We start from the raw sequence: 18,368 nt of genomic DNA, 5'->3' as shown, positions 1-18,368 counted from the left end.
ATGATGGCACGTACCATGACGATCGATTTAGGCGATGAACTGCGCGAGTTTGTTGAATCTCTGGTTGAGTCTGGCGACTACCGTACGCAAAGCGAAGTGGTGCGCGACTCGCTGCGCTTGCTGCGGGAGAAGCAGGCGGAATCAAAGCTGGAAAAACTCAGAGAGTTGGTCAGAGAGGGCTTTGAAAGCGGCCCGGGAAAAGAGTGGAATCATGAAGATTTTCTAAGACGAGCAAAAGCCAGGATAGGCATTTATGAAAAGGACCATCACGATTAAACCGGAAGCTGATGCAGATCTGATGAAGATCTGGATTTATGGCTACTGGAATTATGGAGAGCAGTTAGCTGATGACTATAGCGCCAGATTCACTCAGCTCTTCGACAAACTCGCCATGTTTGATTTAGGCCGCAAACGACCGGATTTAGGTAAGCAGATTTATTAAGCATATTGTAATCTATCGCGCTGAAGTGGATGAAATCTTCATCGGGCGTATCTTGCACCACTCGCAGGACGTTAGCGCCGAGTTTTGAAAACAAAAAGGGGACGATTTCTCGTCCCCTTTTTTCGCAGGGCCGCCATTTATGGCGACCAGGTAAACTACTGCAGCAGCGAAATATCCGCCACCTGCAGGAACAGCTGGCGCAGCTGTGCCAACAGCGTCAGACGGTTAATACGCACCGCCTGATCATCAGCGTTCACCATCACTTTATCGAAGAAGTTATCCACCGCTTCACGCAGCTGCGCCAGCTCAACCAGCGCATCCTGATAGCGACCTTCTGCAAAGTACGGCTGCAGCTTATCGCCCAGCGCGGTCACGAAAGTCGCCAGTTGGATCTCTTCGTTCTCTTTCAGCAGGGAAGCCTGCACGCTGTCATTCAGGGTTTCAGTCGATTTCGCCAGGATGTTCGACACACGTTTGTTGGCGGCGGCCAATGTCGCGGCCGCTTCCAGCGTGCGGAAGTGCGAAACCGCCTTCATGCGCGCATCGAAATCAGCCGGACGGGTTGGACGACGTGCCAGCACCGCCTGAATGGTGTCAACGCTGTGGCCCTCTTCCTGATACCAGGTACGGAAACGGCCCAGCATAAAGTCGATCACTTCATCGACCACTTTGCCGTTGCTCAGCTTGCTGCCGTAAAGGCGCACCGCTTCTTCGGTCAGCGTTTGCAGATCGAGCGGCAGGTTTTTCTCAACGATGATGCGCAGCACGCCCAGCGCGGCACGGCGCAGTGCGAACGGATCTTTGTCGCCTTTCGGATGCTGACCGATGCCAAAGATACCCGCCAGGGTGTCCATCTTGTCGGCAATCGCGACGGCACAGGCCACAGGATTTGACGGCAGATCGTCACCGGCAAAGCGCGGCTGATACTGCTCGTTCAGCGCCACAGCCACATCTTCCGCTTCGCCATCGTGGCGCGCGTAGTGCATGCCCATCACGCCCTGCGTGTCGGTGAACTCGAACACCATGTTGGTCATCAGGTCACATTTTGACAGTAAACCGGCGCGGGTAGCGTGATTCACATCAGCACCAATCTGCGCGGCAATCCAGCCAGCCAGCGCCTGAATGCGATCGGTTTTGTCACGCAGCGTACCCAGCTCTTTCTGGAACAGTACGGTTTCCAGACGCGGCAGATTATCTTCCAGACGCTTTTTGCGGTCGGTGTTGAAGAAGAACTCGGCGTCCGCCAGACGCGGGCGCACCACCTTCTCATTACCGGAAATAATCTGCTGAGGATCTTTGGATTCAATGTTGGTGACGAAGATGAAATTCGGCAGCAGCTTGCCCGCCGCGTCGTACACCGGGAAGTACTTCTGGTCACCTTTCATGGTGTAAACCAGCGCTTCAGCCGGCACCGCGAGGAACTTCTCTTCGAATTTCGCCGTCAATACCACCGGCCATTCCACCAGCGAGGTCACTTCTTCCAGCAGGCTTTCGCTCAGATCGGCGATGCCGCCAATCTTCTGGGCCGCTGCTTCCGCGTCTGCTTTGATTTTGGCTTTACGCGCCGCGTAATCCGCCACCACTTTGCCGCGTTCCAGCAGCAGCTGCGGATACTGATCGGCGTTGTCGATGGTGAATTCAGGCTCGCCCATAAAGCGATGGCCGCGAATCACGCGATCGGACTGAGTGCCCAGAATCTTCGCGGGGATCAGCTCGTCACCCAGCAGCAGCGTAACGGTGTGCACCGGACGCACAAACTGCACGTCGCTCGCGCCCCAGCGCATCAGCTTAGGAATCGGCAGCTTACTCAGCGCGGTAGCAACCATCGCTGGCAGCAGCGCCTGCGCGCTTTCGCCGGTGATGGCGGCGCGATGCACCAGCCATTCACCTTTGTCCGTGCTCAGACGTTCCGCCTGCGCCACGGTGATGCCGTTACCACGCGCCCAACCTTCGGCCGCTTTGGTGGCGTTGCCATCGGCATCAAACGCAGCGGCAATAGCCGGGCCACGTTTCTCCACTTCGCGATCGGGCTGCGCGGCAGCCAGCTGGGCCACTTTCAGCGCCAGACGACGCGGCGCAGCAAACCAGCTCACTTCGCCGTGCGCCAGACCGGCGCTATCGAGTTCAGCGGTGAAGTGCGCAGCAAAGGCTTCTGCCAGGCTGCGCAGCGCTTTCGGAGGCAACTCTTCGGTGCCAATTTCCACCAGGAAAGTTTTATCGGTCATGGCTGCCTCTTACTTGTTTTTATTGCACATCGGGAAGCCAAGCGCCTCACGGGACGCATAATAGGCTTCCGCCACGGCTTTCGTCAGGGTGCGGATACGCAGGATATAGCGCTGGCGTTCGGTAACCGAAATCGCTTTGCGGGCGTCCAGCAGGTTAAAACTGTGCGCCGCTTTCAGAATGCGCTCGTAAGCCGGCAGCGGCAGCGGTTTTTCCAGCGCCAGCAGTTGCTGCGCTTCTTTCTCATACTGCTCGAAGCAGGTGAAAAGGAAGTCAACGTCAGCGTATTCGAAGTTGTAGGTCGACTGCTCCACTTCGTTCTGATGGAACACTTCGCCGTAGGTGGTTTTGCCGAACGGACCGTCGCTCCACACCAGATCGTAAACGCTGTCTACGCCCTGAATGTACATCGCCAGGCGCTCTAAGCCGTAGGTGATCTCGCCGGTTACCGGCTTGCACTCCAGGCCACCAACCTGCTGGAAGTAAGTGAACTGCGTCACTTCCATGCCGTTCAGCCACACTTCCCAACCGAGTCCCCACGCACCGAGCGTTGGGTTTTCCCAGTTGTCTTCGACAAAGCGAATGTCGTGGATGGTGGGATCCATACCCAGCTCTTTCAGCGACCCAAGGTACAGCTCCTGAAGGTTGTCCGGGTTAGGCTTAATCACTACCTGGAACTGGTAATAGTGCTGTAAACGGTTCGGGTTTTCACCGTAACGTCCATCGGTCGGACGACGAGATGGCTGCACGTAAGCAGTCGCCATCGGCTCTGGGCCTAAGGCACGCAGGCAAGTCATCGGGTGTGAGGTGCCGGCGCCCACTTCCATGTCCAACGGTTGGACAATGGTGCAGCCTTGACGCGCCCAGTAATCCTGCAAGGTCAGGATCAGGCCCTGAAAGGTCTTGGTATCAAACTTTTGCATGTTGAATTCGCACGCGATACGGATCGGTTAAAAAAAGAGTGCGCCAGTATACCCTTTGACCGCGGATTGTGCAGCCGGAAATCCAGGCCAGCGGCCAGGTGATTGCAGCAGGCTTCAGCCGGCAAAAACAGAACAATAAGAAAATCGTATACGATTCACATTCATCACCATTTATCTCAACAACAACCTAATTAAAACCTTAAATTTCATAATATTGATAGATATATCAGCAAATCCTATTACGTGACGCACATCACCTTTTTGACCCGATGGTTAAAAATCGCACATTGACACTCGTATAATCGTATACGAAATTGCGGTGAAACAGTTTTGCCTGAGATTTCACCATGAAGATTGCGTTGAGTTATCCCGGAATGATCGCCAGCGACCGCCCAATGGGGCCTGCGCCGCTCTCTGCCGCCGTGCTGCACGAACCGATGCTGTTTATTTCCGGCCAGGTGGCGATTGATCCCTACAGCGGCGAGATGATGGGCTACGACATCGCCAGCCAGACGCGTCAGGTGCTGAAAAACGTCGGCGACCTGTTGAGCGAAGCGAACATGACCTTCGACAACGTCGTTCGCGTCACTATTTACCTGACCGATCTCAGCACCTTCAGCGCGATGAACGCCGCTTACAGTGAATTCTTCCAGTTCCCTTTCCCGGCGCGCGCCACCGTCGGCATTCAACTCAACCATCCTGACCTATTGGTCGAGATGGAAGTGACGGCGATGCGCTGATGCATATTCATATCGAGAACGACGCCAGCGCGCCGCGCGCACTCCATCTCTCCGTCGAGCAGCTGCAACTGCAGCTCGACGCGCATCCGCCGTTGCGCGGCCACTTTACGCTGAGCGAAAACAGCGATGCGGCACACACTGCCGACTTCCTCGCCCGCTGCGACATTCTGTGGAGCGGCCGCAAGCTAGCGCTCGATCAGTTCAGCACGCCGCGCTTGAGCTGGGTGCAGGTGATGTCGGCGGGCGTTGAGCAGTGGCTGGCGCACTGGCCGCCGGGCGTGACGCTCACCAATGCCTCTGGCGTGCACGGCGATAAAGGTGCCGAATTCATTTTGATGGCGGCGCTGATGTTCAACTTCGGCATTCCCGGTTTTCTGCAGGATCAGGCGCAGCGTGTGTGGCGTCCGACCTTTGGCGGCTGCGCACGCGGCAAAACCGTGCTGCTGCTGGGCGTTGGCGGCATTGGCGCCGCAGCGGCAAAACTGCTGACGGCACAAGGCTATCGCGTGATTGGCGTGACGCGCAGCGGCCAGTGTGATGCCAACGTGGCGCGCTGCATCCGCATTGACGCGCTAGACGATGTGCTGCCGCAGGTGGATGTGGTGGTGTCGACGCTGCCGCTGACGCCACAAACCCACAACCTGTTCGATCGCCGCCGCTTCGATCTGCTGCCCGTACGCGCGGGCATCGTGATTGTTGGCCGCGCCGATGTGTTTGATTACAGCGCGATGCGCGAAAAACTCAACGCGGGCGAACTGGCTGGCGCGGTGCTGGATGTCTATCCGCAAGAGCCGTTACCCGCCGACGACCCGCTGTGGCACACGCCCGGCGTAGTGATGACGCCGCACTGCAGCCTTGACGATCACAGCGCCTACCTCGCCGGATGCCTTGAGGTGTTTATCGATAACCTGGCACGTTTCCGCCACGGGCAACCGCTGCGTAATCAGGTTGATCCGGCACGAGGTTATTAAGGGTGCGCTTTTCCCCTCACCCTAACCCTCTCCCATAAATGGGAGAGGGGATGAATAGATTTCCAGCCCGCACTATCGGCGCCCTCTCCCGCTTGCGGGAGAGGGCTGGGGTGAGGGACAAGCAGCACCCAAATACCAAAGACGTTCATAAATCACAAGGTCATCGCTTTCTCATTCACCAGCATCAGGGGAACCTTATTATGAAATTTGCACGCACTGCTTTGTTAATCTCTGGTCTCAGCGGCAGCTTACTGGCGGGCCTCTCCAGCGCCCACGCAGCCAGCACCGATCCCATCACGCCTACCGCCAGCGACTTCGCGGCGATGGCGCAGTGCAAAACACTGCAAACTAAATATCCGTCGCTGAAAGGCAAAGATCTGGTGGTTGGCCTTGGCGGCTACACCAAAGGCTTTGAAGCGCCATCGAAAAAAGATCCCAGCATCATTGAAGGTCTCGATCCTTCGCTGTTCGAGCGCATCAGCAGCTGCCTTGGCGCGAAACACAGTTACCAAAGCGGCTCGTTCAACGTGCTGCTCACCTCAATCTCCAGCGGACGCGCGGATATCGGCCCGATGCTTTACGTCACCGAAGAGCGCATGAAGCAGATCGCCTTCGTCGCCTCAATGCAGGTGCAAGACGGCTCGGTGCTGGCGCAAGGCAACCCGAAGAAAATCAACAGCGTTGATGATCTGTGCGGCAAAACCGTCGCCGCCGCAGCGGGTTCCTACGAAGCCAACAAACTGGTACCGGAGCAAAGCGCCAAATGCAGCGCCGCCGGTAAGCCAGAAGTGAGCATGCTGATGGTGCAGAACACCGACAACAGCATTCAGGCGGTGAAAAGCGGTCGCGCGGACGTGTACCTGACCGAAGCCGGTTCAGCCATTGCCATCGCCAAAGCGGACAAATCACTGCAAAGCGGCTTCACCGTGGATCTGCCGATCATGGTTGGCTTCCCGATCGCCAAAGACAACGCCACGCTGCGCGCAGCGGTGCTGGACGCGATGAAGGTGATTCAGGAGAGCGGCGCACAGAAAAAACTGCTGGATTACTGGGGCCAGGGCAGTGCTGCCGAACGTCCGGTGGTTGCGCGTGGTTAATGCATAAACTCAGCCGCCTCGGTGACTAAACCGAGGCGTTGAGGAGGATAACGCCTTGGATGATTTTCTTAAGTACCTGACTTTCCCCTACTTGTGGGAAGGCGCTGTTATCGCGGTGCAGCTGTTGGTTGGCGCGCTGGCGGGCGGCATTTTGATTGGCTTTTTCCTGGCGTTAGCCAGCAGCTCAAAGCACGGGTTTATTCGCGTGCCGGTGAAAATCTACATCTATACGCTGCGCGGCACGCCGGTGCTGCTGCAGCTGATTCTGCTGTACAACGTGCTGCCGGAATTTGGCCTGCGTTTGAGCCCGTTCACCAGCGCCCTTGTCGCCCTGATGATCAACGAAACCGCCTTCTGCGCCGAAATCATTCGCGGCGGCATTATGGCGACCGATCGCGACCAAAGCATAGCAGCGCAGGCATTCGGTTACTCACGCAGTAAAGAGATGATTCACGTGGTGATTCCGCAGGCGCTGCGCGCCATTCTGCCCACCATGGGCAATGAAACTGTTGGGCTGCTGAAATCGACCTCGCTGGCTTCGGTGGTGGGCGTCAATGAGTTGACGATGCGCGGCCAGGCGATTGTGTCGCAAAACTTCCTGTTTATTCCGGTGCTGGTCGCCTCGGGCGGCATCTACCTGATTCTTTCCACGCTGCTGGCGGGCGGGCAGTGGTGGCTGGAGAAGTTCTACAACCTTGATGAACGTGCACGTCGGGCACGCGCACGGCTGGCGAAACTGCCGCCGGAAGCGGAAGTGATGCCGATGCAGCTACCAAAACGACGCTGGGATACACAAACTGCCGCGCCGGTGCTGGAAGTGGATCAGCTGAGCGTCGAGTACGCCGGTAAAGCGGTGCTGAAATCGCTGTCGTTAACCGTACGTCGCGGCGAAGTGGTGGTGCTGCTCGGTCGCTCTGGTTCGGGCAAAAGTACACTGCTGAAATCGATTCTGGCGCTGACGCCACGCAGCAGCGGCACCATTCAAACCGAAGGCCACTTTATGGGCAGCGACGAAAATGGTCGCGCGCTGGCGCAGCGTCATCTGCCGGTGAACCGCGCCAAATCAGGCATTGGCATCGTGTTCCAGCACTTCGCGTTGTTCGATCACCTCACAGCGCTGGAAAACGTGATGAGCATTCTGCTGCGCGTGCAGGGCGCACAGCCGGAAATCGCGCGCGGCAAAGCGATGCGCGCGTTGAAAATGGTAGGACTCGGTGATTTCGCCGCCTCGCTGCCGCATGAACTTTCTGGCGGACAGAAGCAGCGCGTCGGCATTGCGCGCGCGCTGGCGGCAGAACCGCAAATCCTGCTGTTTGATGAGCCGACTTCCGCGCTCGATCCGGAGCTGGTACGCGAAGTGAACCATACCATGCGCAGCCTGGCACAAACCGGCATCACCATGATCATCAGCACCCACGACATCGCGTTTGCGGCGGGCGTTGCCGATCGCGTGGTGTTCCTGCAGAACGGCGCGCTGATTGAAGAAGGCCCGCCGACGATTCTGCAAAATCCGCAAACGCCAGCGTTTGCCACCTTCCTGGAACATGAAAATGCTGCGGAGGCGCAACATGCCAATGCGCTTTGAACTCACGGCACGCGAACGCCTCGGCGATGCGCTATTCCGTTATATGCAGGGCCAACCGGCCGATGCGCTGGGTAACGAACCCGATGCCAATCAGCAGGCGCTGCGCCGCTTTCGTCTGTTACCGCGCGTGCTGCAGGGCAATGAAAGCATCGAAACGCAGATTTCACTGCTGCAGCAAAACTGGTCCGCGCCGATTGGCGTCGGCGCCTTTGCCGGTGACCGTATTTTCCATGAAGAAGGTGTGTTGCCGATTGCGCGCGCCTGTAAACGTCTGCAGCTTCCGCTGGTGATCTCCGAAGAGACCGTCACGCCACTGGAGCAGATTGGTGCGGAGTACGATCGCTGCTGGCTGCAACTGCGTGCGGCGGGCGATGTCGGCCGCATTAAAGGGTTAATCGATCAGGCTGCACAGGCCGGATTTAAAAATATCGTGCTAACGGTGCTGGCACCGGTACATCCGGTGGCGGGATTACAGCCCGGCGGCTTCTCGATTGGCGATGCGTTAAAACAGCGCGGCTGGCACACCATCGGCGGCACACAGCCGGGCGTTACACCGCTGCCGGCTTTTCCGGTGTGGCGCTGGCAGGACATTGACGAGGTGGCGGCGCACTGCGCCGATCATCATATTCCGCTGTGGCTGAAAGGTATTTTGCATCATGACGATGCGGCGCAGGCCGCGCAGCACGGCGTCAGTGGACTGATCGCCTCGAACATTGGCCTGCGTCAGAGCGCGCGCTGGGCCACGCCGGTCGATCAGCTGCCCGATTTGCAGGCGGTGACCCGGCTGCCGCTGCTGCTGGATGGCGGCGTGCGCTGCGGCAGCGATGCGGTGGTGGCGCGCTGCCTCGGCGCGTCGCTGTCGCTCAGCGTGCGACCGATCATCAGTGCGTTAGTGGCGGATGGCGAAAGCGCGGTGTTCGATCTGCTGTCCGGCTGGATCAATGAAATCACCGCGATCAGCCATTGGTGCGGCGTCAGCGATATGGCGAGCCTAAACGGCAGTTTCATCACCGAGGAGCGCGGCTAATGCAGACATTGATTTTCAATCAAGGCGATGCCAGCGAATCGCGCATCTATTACTGCGCGCACTATCTGGCGCAGAGCCTTGGCCTGTTTGCCGCCGAACAAGTTGATGTGATCTTCACCACCAGCGAATCGGGCGGACACACGGTACAAGGCGGCCAGGTTCCCGCAGTGCTGAATCGCGACGCCGATCTCACGCTCGGCGGCCCGATGGTGGTGATGAAGCATTTTCAGCAGCACGGCGCGGAGCTGCAGTGTTTCTGCGCCTCGGTGGCAGCCAATCCGTGGTTTCTTGCGGCGGCACAGGCGCAGCCGGATTTTCAGCTCAGCGATTTACGCGGTAAACGCGTGCTGGATGTCGGCAATGTCGGTACCGCCACGCTGACGTTCCGCTGGCTGCTGGCGCGTCACGGTTTGCAGGATGATGTCGAGCTGATCGCCGGCAGCGGCGACCAGGCGCGAGATTTCGCAGCCGTCGCCCATGGCGCAGCCGATTATGCGCTGCACGCCATGCATATGCTGGCGCCCGCCATCGCCGCCGGACAACTCCACAGCATTAGCAGCCTCGCCAGTTTGTGCGGCCACGTACCCTGGAGCGCCTACATCGCCCGCGCTGATGTGCTGCAGGAGAAAGCCGCCGCCTTTGCCGCCTTCTCCCGCGCCATTGCGCAGGCGCTGGCGTGGATCTCCAACCATGACGCCACTGAACTGGCGCAACAGGTGCAGGCTTTTTACCCCGATTATCCGCGCGATGCGCTGGTGCGCGGCCTTGCCGCTTATCAACAGGCCGGCGTGTTTGCGCCTGATTGCGTGATTCCACGCACCGAATTTGTGCATTTCAGCCAGCTGTTAACGGCTATCGGCTGGCTCGACTCGTCACAGCCGGTGCCGTATGCGGCGCTGGTGACGCAGGCAGGAGCAGAGTGATGAAACAGCTGATTATTAATGGTTTGGTGGTGACAGAAACCCGCGCTGAACTGGCGGATCTGCTGATCGAAAACGGCAAGATTAGCGGCGTGTTATCGCCTGGCGCCATTACACACGGCGTTGATGAGGTGATTGATGCGCAAGGCTTGATCATCGTGCCTGGCGCGATTGATGTGCATACCCATTTCACCGGCTCGCACGATTTCCCCGAGCAGGAACTGCGCGAAGGCACGCGCGGTGCAGCGGCGCACGGCGTCACCACCATCGTCGAAATGCCGCATTCGCTGCCACCGGCGACATCGCTGGCTAACTTCAGCGCCAAGAAAAGCTGGCTGGCAGACAACTGTTCGGTGGATTACGCCCTATGGGCCGGACTGGATGGCCGCAACGTACATGAACTGGCGGCGCTGGATCAGGCTGGTGCGCTGGCCTTCAAAGCTTTCCTGTGCAGCGGCGCGCCCAACGGTGAAGCCACCGACGAGAAAGGTTTGCCGCGTCTCGACGATGACGGTTTGCTGCGTGCCATGCGCGAGCTGGCCACTTTCGACGGGCTGATTGGTGTGCACGCGGAAAACCACGAAATTCTGATCGGTGCCGGCAGCGAACAGCGTCGTGCCGGACGCAAAGATGCACGCGCGCATGCGCTGGCGGGGCCGGAAATCGCCGAGATCGAAGCGGTGGGACGCGTGTTAGCGATTGCCGAAGAGACCGGCGCGCGCTGCCATATCGTGCACGTCAGCTCGGCGCGCGCGGCGGAAACCATCGTCGCCGCCAAAGGCCGCGTCCGTGCCAGCTTCGAAACCTGTCCGCACTATTTACTGCTCGATGAAGACGATCTGGTGCGCATCGGCCCTAACGCGCGCTGCGGCCCGCCGATCCGCCCGCGTCCGGTGGTGGATGCGCTGTGGCAGATGCTGCTGCGCGGCGATATCGACATGATCGCCTCCGACCATTGTCCGTACACGCCCGCACAAAAGCAGGCGGGTGAAGCCAGCATCTGGGATGCAGGCATGGGATTAACCGGCGTGGAAACCCTCAGCCCGATGTTCTTCAGTGCGGCCCATAGTGAACGTGGCTTAGCGCTCAGCGAGTTTGCGCGCATGACCGCCAGCGGCCCGGCCAAAGCTTTCCAGCTGTGGGGCAAAAAAGGGGCGATTGCGCCCGGCTTCGACGCCGACTTGGTGTTCTACGACGCCAGCCAGAGCTGGACGGTGCGCGGCGCGAATTTTCAGGGACTCGGCAAGTGGAGCGCATTTGAAGGGATGCGCTGTCAGGGTAAAGTGGTGCGCACATTGATTCGTGGCGTCACAGTATTCCAGGATGACCAGATGCAGGTTGAACCCGGCTTCGGTCAGTTCGTGACCCGACAGGTTTAAACAGGACAAATAACATGGCAGGAAAATCCTCTACCACTAGCCGTAAAAACAGCGCCCCGCTGGCGCAGGACGCGGCCACCGATAACAACTGGAATACCGCGCGTCCGCGCACGCTGGTCGATCACGCCGTGGATGCCATTCTCAGCGCCGCCTCGCGCGGCCTGATCCTGCCCGGCGACCGCATCGCGGAACCGGAGTTGGTGGCCAAACTCGGCATGAGCCGCGTACCGATTCGTGAGGCGCTGCGCATTCTGGAGAGCCAGGGCATCGTCACCAGCGAGCCGTACAAAGGCATTCGCCTGATGGAGATTTCCCATCAGCGGCTGGAGCAGATTATCGATGTGCGCATTCCGCTGGAGACGCTGGCCTGTCGCCGCGCGATTGAGGCCGGACGCAACAGCGCCGAGCAGCTTAATCAGCTCTATCAAGGCGTGGCGCAGATGCAGGCGATGATGCAAAACGATGACGTTTACGGCTTTGCCTCCGCCGATACCGATTTCCACCGCACGCTGTGCAGCTTCGCGCACAACCCGGTGCTGAGCAATTTGTGGGAGTCGATTGCCCGTCAGCTGACGGTGATTTTCGGCCTCTCCACCATGGGCAAATCGATGAGCGACATCATCGAGGAGCACCAGCGGCTGATTAATGTCTTTGCCGATGGCGACATCGCCAAAATGACCGACGAGGTTGAGAACCACATCCGCATTCAGGCGCTGGACGTGGATTACGAAACCCTGATTACCCAACGCCGCCAGCACCGTTCCGCTCTCGGCTAATTTCGCATTGCCTTTACACCAGGGAAAACACCATGAAAATCATTAACGTTGAGGCGTTTTACCTGCGCCTGCCAGTGATTGAGCAGCGCACCGACAGCTCTCAGGATGCGCTGCTGATCAAAATCACCACCGATGCCGGCATCACCGGCTGGGGCGAAGTGGATGGTAGTCCGTATGTCACCAAAGCCATCATCGAAGCACCCTATTCGCACACCATGGTCACCGGCCTGAAATCGCTGTTGATTGGCGAAAACCCGCTGGAAACCGGTCGTTTGTGGAAGAAGATGCACAAAGCCACCATCTACTACGGCCGCAGCGGCGCGGTGTTGCAGGCGATGGCGGGCATCGATATCGCGTTATGGGATATCAAAGGCAAAGCGCTCGGCAAGCCGATTGTTGAACTGCTGGGCGGCGCGATGCGCGACAAGATGCGCGTTTATTCCTCCAACATGTTCCAGTTCAGCGTCGAAGAGACGGTCGCGCGCGCCCAACACGCGATTGATACCGGCCATAGCGGTGTGAAGTTTGGCTGGGAACCGTTTGGTACTGACGAAGCGCAGGATCTGCGCTATCTCGAGGCGCTGCGCAAAGCGATGGGCGATAACGTGGATTTGATGCTGGATGTCGGCCACGTGTGGGATGCCAAAACCACCATCCGCCGCAGCCAGCGCTATGAACATCTCAATCTGTTCTGGATTGAAGAGCCGCTGCATCCGGATAACTACGCCGGTTACGGCCAGGTTTCGGCGACGTGCCAGCAAAATATCGCCGCCGGTGAGCAAGAGTGTTCGGTAACGGGTTTCCAGCGCCTGATAGATGAAGGCGGCATCGACATCGTGCAGATCGACCTGACGCGCACCGGCTTCACCCAGGCGATGGAGATCGCCAGCTACGCGCACAGCCGCGGACGCAAAGTGTGCAACCACAACTTCACTACCGACGTTAATACCGCCGCATCATTGCATTTCCTCTGCGCGATTGAGAATGCGCTGGTGATGGAGTATTGCGTCGAGCCGGGCGAGATCAGCCGCTCACTGGCGAAGAATCCGGTGCGCATCGCCGACGGTTACGCGTGGCTGCCAGGCGAGCCAGGCCTCGGCGTTGAACCCGACGAAGCGGTGATCGAGAAGTTTTTGGTGCGTGATTAGCAAGGTCGCCATGAATGGCGACCCTACGACGGATCGGAATTGTTTTTGTAGGGGCGCCATTTATGGCGACCTGGTAACAGAGTGATCTGAATTACACCGCAAAAGGTTGTTGCCGCGCAGCTCACTGGCTACCCTTCTTCGCAGCGAATGCAAGAGGACGCCATGCAGCAAAAAATTTACTGGATCGACAACTTACGCGCGGTTGCCTGCCTGATGGTGATCGTCATTCACACCACAACCTGGTATATCACCGGACCGATGGCGGTGACAGGCATGAGCTGGGATGTGGCGAACCTGCTTAATTCGGCGTCACGCGTCTGTGTGCCGCTGTTCTTTATGATCTCAGGCTATCTGTTTTTCGGCGAACGCAGCGCGCAAGGGCGGCATCTGCTGCGCATCGTGCTGTGCCTGCTGTTCTACAGCGCGGTAGCACTGGTCTATATCACCTGGCTAACGCCGATCAATGAAGGGCGATCGCTGCTTAAGCTGCTGCAAAAACCGGTGTTCTATCACCTGTGGTTCTTCTTCGCCATTATCGGCATCTATCTGTTATCCCCGCTGATTCAGGTGAAAAGCGTGGCGCCGCGCTATGTCGCCATGCTGGTGATCGTGCTGGCGGTGCTGGCGAATCCGAATACCGTGAGCCAATCGCTAGGGCCGTTCCACTGGCTGCCGGTGAATCTGTATGTCAGCGGCGACAGCATCTATTACCTGCTGTATGCGCTGCTCGGACGCGCGATTGGCTGCATGGAGACCGACAAGCGCAGCATCAGCTGGCTGGCGGGATTGGGCTTTGTTGCCTGCGTGGTTGGCATTGCGCTCGGCACCAAACAGATGCTGAAAATCAACGGCACGTTCAACGATACCTGGTATCTCTACTGCGGGCCGCTGGTATTTATTGCCGCCATCAGCTTGTTGATTTTGTTCAAAAATACCCTGAATCAGCGCGCGCTGCCGGTATTAGCCACTATCTCGCGCTATTCACTGCCGATCTACGGCTTTCACGCGCTGTTTATCCACTTTCTGCGCACCAATCACTACGACGATATGTCGCGTCCGTGGCTCGATTTGCCGTGGGTGATGGGCGTGACGCTGATCGGCAGCCTGCTGCTGGCGATGGGCTTACAGCGCGTGGATAAGCGTCATCTGGTGAGCTGATCGTCCCAGCGCTGGTGCGCGCGGCGTAGCTGGCGGGCCGAGGAGAATCCGGCGGCCAGCGCCGCTTTCTCCGCCGCTTCGCCCTGCTGCTGACGTTGTCGCGCAATCACTAAGCGCAGCTGTTCGTGGTACTCGCGCACGCTGATGCCAAGATGCTGGCGAAACAGCCGCGTAAGGTGACGTTCGCTGACGTGCGCCCGCTCGGCCAAAGCGGTAAGCGACCAATCGTGTTCGGGATGGGCAATCATCACATCCTGCGCGCGATGAATCGCCGGATGCATATGATTGCGATAGCGCAGCCAAGGCGACAGCTGCGGATCGTCGCCAGAACGGCGGAACCACACCACCATTTCGCGCGCCACTTTCAATGCCTGCGGCGCACCGCACAATCTATTGATTAAGTGCAGCGCCAGATCGATACCCGCAGTAATGCCCGCGCTGGTCCAGATGCCGCCATCTTCGACGAAAACCCGATTATCTTTCACTAATGCCGCCGGTGCTGCCGCTTTCAGGCGCGGTAATACATCGTGATGCGTGGTGCACTGAATGCCATCCAGCAATCCTGCCTGTGCCGAGAGCAATGCGCCAGAACAGATGCATACCAGCGTGATGCGCTGATCGGTAATCGCCGCTTGCTGCTGGCGCAGCCAGTCACGCGCTATGGCTGCCGGTTCGGTATCGAAACAGACGCGCGAATTGTATACGCCAGGCACCACCAGCAGGCTGTTTTCCGGCAGTTGCGCAGGCAACGGCGCGATGTCAGCGATGGTCATGCCGGTGGAGCACAGCACGCTCGGCTGCGGGCCAATGTAATGCAGCGCAAAGTGGCCGTCGGCCAGCTGCAGGGTTTCTGCGGGACCAGTGAGATCCAGCGCCATCACGCCGGGAAGCACGAGGAAGAAGACGGACTGCGGCATGGTGAGCTCCGGTTGGGTTTGGTGTGTTTTTTCCCTCACCCTAGCCCTCTCCCGCAAGCGGGAGAGGGAACCGATCGAGCTAACGACTCCCTCTCCCGTTTACGGGAGAGGGTTGGGGTGAGGGCAAATCAGGCCACTACATTTAACACAAAACCCCAATCATACCCGATAAAAACCCCAACACCCTGCCAAATCCAGCCATCACCCTCCCATATCAAGACATCAACGGCTGCAACTGTTGATACAAGCGCGCAAACACTTCGCGCTGCGGCTGATACGCCTGATGCCGCGCCGCATCGGGTTGATGCCGCTGCGCCAGTTCAAGCGACGGCCATTCGCTCGCCGGATCAATCGCCAGCTGCGCCAGTCGCGCTGCACCCAGCGCCGGGCCGACTTCGCCGCCGTGACAATAATCCAGCGTTTGCCCGCTGATATCCGCCAGCATCTGACGCCAATACGCACTGCGCGCGCCGCCGCCAATTAGCATCACGGTTTTCGGCTGCACGCCGCACTCATGCACCGCATCCATGCCTTCGGCCAGCGCGAAGCCCACGCCTTGCAGCACCGCGCGCGCCAGTTCTGGGCGGCCATGCTGATGCGTTAAACCAAAGAACGCGCCCTGCGCCTGCGGATTATTGTGCGGCGTGCGTTCGCCAGAGAGATAAGGCAGGAACCATACCGGCGGCACATCGCTGCGCGCTTTCTCCGCCTCACTCAGAAGTTGCGGCACGTCCTCACAACCGGTTAACGCCGCCGCCCAATCGAGACAGGAAGCCGCGCTCAAAATCACCGACATCAAATGCCAGCGCTGCGGCAGCGCGTGGCAGAAGCTGTGCACCGCGCGCTGAGGATTACTAAGATAACCGTCGCTTACCAGGAAATAGACGCCCGACGTGCCGAGCGACAGCATGCCTTGTCCCGGCTCGACCATGCCGACACCCACCGCGCCCGCCGCGTTATCGCCGCCGCCCGCCACCAGCGGCACCCTTTGCATGCCCCAGCGCGCGGCGACATCTGGCAATAACGTGCCGGTGATCTGATTACCTTCAAACAGTTGCGGCATCTGGCTGCGCTGCAACTCGCAGGCGCTGAGCATCTCATCGCTCCAGTCGCGCTGCGCCACATCCAGCCACATCGTTCCCGCCGCGTCCGACATATCGCTGGCGAAGTCGCCGCTCATGCGGAAGCGCAGATAATCTTTTGGCAGCAGCACTTTCGCCACCTGAGCAAACACCTGCGGCTCATGCTGTTTCACCCACAGCAGCTTTGGCGCGGTGAAGCCGGGCATCATCAGATTGCCGGTGATGCGACGCGAATCCGGCACGCGCTTTTCCAGTTCCTGACACTGCTCGCCGCTGCGCCCGTCATTCCACAAAATCGCCGGACGCAGCACCCGATTCTCGCTATCCAGCAAGGTGGCACCGTGCATCTGCCCGCTCAGGCCAATCGCCTTCACGCCGCTGAGATCGTGCTGCTGCGCCAGCGCCTGCATGGCACGATCGGTTGCCTGCCACCAGCTTTCGGCATCTTGCTCGCTCCATAATGGCTGCGGCCGCGACACCTCCAGCGGCGCACTCTCCACTGCCATCACTTTGCCGTGCGCATCCAGCAATGCCACTTTCACGCCGGAGGTGCCTAAATCGATGCCGATAACCATGCTGCGCTCCTGAAAAATTAAAAATCAAACAAGTAGTGATTCACCAGATTCTCCAGCTGTTCCTGGCGTCCACTACGATGCTGTGGATTGAATTGCTGTTGCTGCGCCTGTTCCGCCAGCGTGGCGAGGGAAAATTCACCCTTCAGAATCTGCTGCCCGAACTCACCGTTCCAGCCGCTGTAGCGTTGTGCCACACGCTTATCCAGCTCGCCGTCCGCCACCATGCGGGCTGCGACTTTTAACGCCAGCGCCATGGTATCCATTGCGCCGATATGGCCGTAGAACAGGTCATATTTGTCGGTGCTCTGGCGGCGAACTTTGGCATCAAAGTTTAAGCCGCCGGTGGTGAATCCGCCCGCTTTGATAATTTCGTACAGCACCAGCGCATTCTCTTCCACGCTGACCGGGAACTGGTCGGTATCCCAGCCACACTGCATGTCGCCACGGTTAGCATCCACCGAGCCAAAAATGCCCAGCGCGATGGCCGTTGCGATTTCATGATGGAATGAGTGGCCCGCCAGCGTTGCGTGGTTAGCCTCCACATTTACTTTGATCTCTTTCTCTAACCCGAACTGCTTCAGGAAGCCATAAACCGTTGCCACATCATAGTCATACTGATGTTTTGTCGGCTCCTGCGGCTTGGGCTCAATCAGCAACATGCCATGGAAGCCGATCTTATGTTTGTGCTCTACCACCATCTGCATAAACCGGCCAATCTGCTCGCGCTCCTGGCGCAGGTCGGTATTCAGTAAGGTTTCGTACCCTTCGCGCCCGCCCCACAGCACATAGTTCTCGCCGCCGAGGGTTTGCGTGGCCTGCATGGCGCTGCACACCTGACTGGCGGCCCAGGCAAAAATTTCTGGATCCGGATTGGTTGCCGCACCCGCACCGTAACGCGGATGGGTAAAGCAGTTGGCGGTTCCCCACAGCAGTTTCACGCCGGTTTCCTGCTGCTTTTCCAGCAACTTATCCGTCATCACGGCGAAGTTTTCGCGATAGCTTTTCAACGAATCGCCTTCCGGCGAGACATCCACATCGTGGAAGCAGTAATAAGGCACATTCAGTTTATGAAAGAACTCAAAGGCAACATCGGCCTTTTGTTTCGCCAACTCAAGCGCATCTCCCGGCTTCTGCCACGGACGATCAAACGCCCCAACGCCAAACATATCCGCGCCGTTCCAGCAGAAGGTATGCCAGTAACAGGCCGCAAAGCGCAGATGCTCCGCCATGGTTTTACCGAGAATCACTTCGTCCGGGTTGTAATGACGAAACGCCAGAGGATTGCGGGTATTACTCCCTTCATAACGAACGCGATCAAGCTGGTCGAAATAGGCGTGCATAGTTAGCTCCTTAGCATGAGGACCCGAATGGTCAGCTTTGAGCGGTTATTGTGATGATGTAATTT

Annotated in this window: 17 protein-coding genes; 12 read left to right on the top strand and 5 right to left on the bottom strand. The window is 58.6% G+C overall.

All coding sequences use genetic code 11. The features are described 5' to 3' along the window. Positions 1–3: 3 nt before the first annotated feature. Positions 4–276, top strand: a complete 273-nt coding sequence (locus NQH49_RS00470) for a type II toxin-antitoxin system ParD family antitoxin (protein ID WP_256698467.1) — start codon at positions 4–6, stop codon at positions 274–276. Then, positions 254–442, top strand: a complete 189-nt coding sequence (locus NQH49_RS00465; RefSeq protein WP_256697951.1) for a hypothetical protein — start codon at positions 254–256, stop codon at positions 440–442. Before NQH49_RS00470 ends, NQH49_RS00465 begins: the two co-directional genes overlap by 23 nt. Before the next feature lie 155 nt (positions 443–597). On the opposite strand, the gene glyS is transcribed toward NQH49_RS00465, so the two are convergent. Together glyS and glyQ are read right to left on the bottom strand one after the other, a co-directional pair. Then, positions 598–2,667, bottom strand: a complete 2,070-nt coding sequence (glyS, locus tag NQH49_RS00460; RefSeq protein WP_256697950.1) for a glycine--tRNA ligase subunit beta — start codon at positions 2,665–2,667, stop codon at positions 598–600. 9 nt (positions 2,668–2,676) lie between these two features. Beyond that, on the bottom strand, positions 2,677–3,588 hold the full coding sequence (gene glyQ, locus NQH49_RS00455) for a glycine--tRNA ligase subunit alpha (protein ID WP_008105242.1): 912 nt from the start codon (positions 3,586–3,588) through the stop codon (positions 2,677–2,679). A 347-nt stretch (positions 3,589–3,935) separates the two neighbouring features. Between glyQ and NQH49_RS00450 the strand changes: the two genes are divergently transcribed. The 10 genes from NQH49_RS00450 to NQH49_RS00405 all read left to right on the top strand — a co-directional run bounded on the left by NQH49_RS00450 (position 3,936) and on the right by NQH49_RS00405 (position 14,389). Further along, on the top strand, positions 3,936–4,328 hold the full coding sequence (locus NQH49_RS00450; protein ID WP_256697949.1) for a RidA family protein: 393 nt from the start codon (positions 3,936–3,938) through the stop codon (positions 4,326–4,328). After that, positions 4,328–5,299 carry a D-2-hydroxyacid dehydrogenase gene (locus tag NQH49_RS00445; RefSeq protein ID WP_256697948.1) on the top strand — a complete coding sequence of 324 codons (972 nt, stop codon included), beginning with the start codon at positions 4,328–4,330 and terminating at the stop codon, positions 5,297–5,299. Before NQH49_RS00450 ends, NQH49_RS00445 begins: the two co-directional genes overlap by 1 nt. A gap of 200 nt (positions 5,300–5,499) precedes the next feature. Then, positions 5,500–6,396 carry a transporter substrate-binding domain-containing protein gene (locus NQH49_RS00440; protein ID WP_256697947.1) on the top strand — a complete coding sequence of 299 codons (897 nt, stop codon included), beginning with the start codon at positions 5,500–5,502 and terminating at the stop codon, positions 6,394–6,396. Positions 6,397–6,451: 55 nt separating this feature from the next. Further along, on the top strand, positions 6,452–7,981 hold the full coding sequence (locus tag NQH49_RS00435) for an amino acid ABC transporter permease/ATP-binding protein (protein ID WP_256697946.1): 1,530 nt from the start codon (positions 6,452–6,454) through the stop codon (positions 7,979–7,981). Further along, positions 7,965–9,008, top strand: coding sequence for an alpha-hydroxy acid oxidase (locus NQH49_RS00430; RefSeq protein WP_256697945.1), 1,044 nt, complete (start codon positions 7,965–7,967; stop codon positions 9,006–9,008). Before NQH49_RS00435 ends, NQH49_RS00430 begins: the two co-directional genes overlap by 17 nt. Then, complete coding sequence (locus NQH49_RS00425) at positions 9,008–9,931, top strand: ABC transporter substrate-binding protein (RefSeq protein ID WP_256697944.1); 924 nt, start codon at positions 9,008–9,010, stop codon at positions 9,929–9,931. The genes NQH49_RS00430 and NQH49_RS00425 overlap by 1 nt, the downstream gene beginning before the upstream one ends. Further along, positions 9,931–11,307 carry a dihydroorotase gene (locus tag NQH49_RS00420; RefSeq protein ID WP_256697943.1) on the top strand — a complete coding sequence of 459 codons (1,377 nt, stop codon included), beginning with the start codon at positions 9,931–9,933 and terminating at the stop codon, positions 11,305–11,307. The genes NQH49_RS00425 and NQH49_RS00420 overlap by 1 nt, the downstream gene beginning before the upstream one ends. A 14-nt stretch (positions 11,308–11,321) precedes the next feature. Beyond that, positions 11,322–12,083, top strand: a complete 762-nt coding sequence (locus NQH49_RS00415) for a GntR family transcriptional regulator (RefSeq protein ID WP_256697942.1) — start codon at positions 11,322–11,324, stop codon at positions 12,081–12,083. Positions 12,084–12,115: 32 nt separating this feature from the next. Beyond that, positions 12,116–13,231 (top strand): mandelate racemase/muconate lactonizing enzyme family protein, encoded by a 1,116-nt coding sequence (locus NQH49_RS00410; RefSeq protein ID WP_256697941.1) that lies wholly within the window; start codon positions 12,116–12,118, stop codon positions 13,229–13,231. Between the two features lie 162 nt (positions 13,232–13,393). Further along, positions 13,394–14,389 (top strand): acyltransferase, encoded by a 996-nt coding sequence (locus tag NQH49_RS00405; RefSeq protein WP_256697940.1) that lies wholly within the window; start codon positions 13,394–13,396, stop codon positions 14,387–14,389. Here the strand turns inward: NQH49_RS00405 and NQH49_RS00400 are convergent. The 3 genes from NQH49_RS00400 to xylA form a co-directional block, all read right to left on the bottom strand. Next, entirely contained in the window at positions 14,374–15,306 is a 933-nt protein-coding gene (locus NQH49_RS00400) for a GlxA family transcriptional regulator (protein WP_154194656.1), read from the bottom strand. The two genes, NQH49_RS00405 and NQH49_RS00400, sit on opposite strands and share 16 nt — an antisense overlap. Before the next feature lie 214 nt (positions 15,307–15,520). Then, positions 15,521–16,963, bottom strand: a complete 1,443-nt coding sequence (xylB, locus tag NQH49_RS00395) for a xylulokinase (protein WP_256697939.1) — start codon at positions 16,961–16,963, stop codon at positions 15,521–15,523. 17 nt (positions 16,964–16,980) lie between these two features. Beyond that, positions 16,981–18,303 (bottom strand): xylose isomerase, encoded by a 1,323-nt coding sequence (gene xylA, locus NQH49_RS00390; protein WP_256697938.1) that lies wholly within the window; start codon positions 18,301–18,303, stop codon positions 16,981–16,983. Positions 18,304–18,368: the final 65 nt, after the last annotated feature.

It is taken from the genome of Pantoea trifolii, assembly GCF_024506435.1.
Taxonomy (GTDB): domain Bacteria; phylum Pseudomonadota; class Gammaproteobacteria; order Enterobacterales; family Enterobacteriaceae; genus Pantoea; species Pantoea trifolii.
The sequence above is the reverse complement of the archived record's forward strand: the minus strand, read 5'-3'. Positions and strand labels throughout refer to the sequence as shown.